Origin of the sequence: Pseudomonas sp. PA-1-6B (assembly GCF_021609545.1) — a bacterium.
Classification (GTDB): domain Bacteria; phylum Pseudomonadota; class Gammaproteobacteria; order Pseudomonadales; family Pseudomonadaceae; genus Aquipseudomonas; species Aquipseudomonas fluorescens_BV.
Genome location: NZ_WJZM01000115.1, coordinates 1 through 2,255, shown reverse-complemented (window position 1 = coordinate 2,255; position 2,255 = coordinate 1). Strand labels below are relative to the sequence as shown.

Sequence of the window (2,255 nt, the reverse complement as noted above, 5' to 3'; positions counted from 1 at the left end):
GGCTTCGGGCAGTTGGTAATGACAATAACGAGAATAGAGTATCTACAACCATGGCATTACTGACGGAACACGAGCAGCGCCAAGTCGCCGAAGCGATCGCCCGGGTCGAGAAAACCACCGACGCGGAGTTGGTCACTGTGCTGGCGGCGCGCGCCGACGACTACGCCTATATTCCGTTGCTGTGGGCGAGCTTGATCGCGTTGGTGGTGCCGGGCGTGGTGCATTACCTGTCGGGCTACCTGACCATGTACACCTTGCTGGTGGCGCAGTGGGCGACGTTCATTGTGCTGTGCCTGGTGTTCCGTTTGCCTAAGGTCACTACCCGGCTGATTCCGCGTTCGGTACGCCACTGGCGTGCCTCCAACCTGGCGCGGCGGCAGTTTCTGGAGCAGAACCTGCACCACACGGTGGGCAGCACCGGGGTGCTGATTTTTGTCAGCGAGGCCGAGCGTTATGTGGAGATCCTGGTGGATGACGGGATTTCCAAGCGCTTGGATGACAGCAATTGGGACGCTATTGTCCAGGCGTTTACCCAGCAAGTTAAACAGGGGCAGACGCTGGCTGGGTTCATCGCCTGCGTTGAAGCTTGTGGCGAGTTGCTCAAGGTGCATGTGCCCGTTACCCAAACCCGCAACGAACTGCCCAATCGCCTGGTCGTACTCGAATAACTGGAACACCCTAAACCGAAAAATTGTGGGAGCGGGCTTGCTCGCGAAGGCGGTGTTTCAGTCCCCGTTGTATTTGACTGATACACCGCCTTCGCGAGCAAGCCCGCTCCCACAGGGTGTTCGAGGTTGTCCAATTCAATTACCGTTGATCAAATAACCCCGTGCCCTGAACCCCCATCCCGCCTAAAATGCCCGGCATTCTTTACCCGAGGCGTTTTTGTTCATGTCCGTCACCGCTCAACCTGCCCGCCCTGCGCCGGATCATCATGCCCAGTTCATCGAACTGTTGAGCGCAAGCTTGGCCCAGAACGCTTTTATCAAGCTGGTGATGGCCAAGTACGTTGGTGAGGAAGCCGAGTTGCAGCGGCTGATCATCAAGCCGGTGGTGGTCAAGGACCAGCCATGCCTGTCGTTCGTCTATCGCTACAAGACCCGCGACATCACCAAGAACTTCCCCTTGGCCGACGGCGTGGCGGCGATCGGCGAGCTGTTGCCCAGCTCGTTCAAGAACGCGCACTTGCTGGCGCTGACCGACGAAGCCCAGTTGGAATACAGCAAGAAGAACAAAAGTTCGCTGTTCAAAAGCAAACCGCAGCAACTGCGCGAAGCGCCTTCGGCCGAGCATAACCGTGAAAAAAATCGCTTCCTCGACCTGAGCCGGCCGTTTCTCGCCGACCTGGGCGTGACCGACGCCAAGCAGGCGCTGATCCCCTCGATGTCGCGCAAGTGGAAGCAGATCAACAAGTTCATCGAAGTGTTCAGTCATGCGCTGACGTCGTCGCCGTTGCAGCTCGACCGCCCGGTGCGTGTCGCCGATTTCGGCTCGGGCAAGGGCTACCTGACCTTCGCCATTCACGATTACCTGCGCAATACCCTCAAGGCCGAGGGCGAGGTCACCGGTGTCGAGTTGCGTGAAGACATGGTCACCCTCTGCAACAGCGCCGCCGCACGCCTGGAGCACCCGGGGCTGGTGTTCAAATGCGGCGATGTGCGCAGCGTGGCGCCCAGTGAGCTGGACGTGATGATTGCCTTGCATGCCTGCGACATCGCCACCGACTACGCGATCCACACCGGCATCCGTTCCGGTGCGTCGATCATCATGTGCTCGCCGTGCTGCCACAAACAGATCCGCCTGCAGATCCAGAGCCCGGCGTTGCTCAAGCCGATGCTGCAATACGGCCTGCACCTGGGCCAGCAGGCGGAAATGGTTACCGACAGCCTGCGCGCATTGTTCCTTGAAGCCTGTGGCTATGAGACCAAGGTGTTCGAGTTCATCTCGCTGGAACACACCAACAAGAACAAGATGATCCTGGCGGTCAAACGTGCCGAGCCTGTGGACAACGCGCAGTTATTGGCAAAAATCCAGGAGCTCAAGGCGTTTTATCACATCACCGAACACTGCCTGGAAACCCTTTTGCGCGGGGATGGCTACCTGGCCTGAAATGGGCGCGGTTCCCTATGGGAGCTTGCTCCCGTGACGGCCCCGGCGGCCAGCGCATATCTACCTGACGCCCCGCGATCAAATTGTGGGAGCTGGCTTGCCTGCGATGGCGGCCTGGAAAGCCTACGCTGTTATACCGAGTGCAT

2 protein-coding genes are annotated in these 2,255 nt (G+C 59.0%); both read left to right on the top strand.

Annotation, left to right across the window (positions count from 1 at the left end; translation table 11 throughout):
• Positions 1-50: 50 nt before the first annotated feature.
• Positions 51-668 (top strand): TPM domain-containing protein, encoded by a 618-nt coding sequence (locus GIV35_RS27100; protein ID WP_034126537.1) that lies wholly within the window; start codon positions 51-53, stop codon positions 666-668.
• A 223-nt stretch (positions 669-891) separates the two neighbouring features.
• The gene (locus GIV35_RS27095; RefSeq protein ID WP_236265946.1) at positions 892-2,109 is read left to right on the top strand and encodes a class I SAM-dependent methyltransferase; all 1,218 of its coding nucleotides are present in this window, start codon (positions 892-894) and stop codon (positions 2,107-2,109) included.
• Positions 2,110-2,255: the final 146 nt, after the last annotated feature.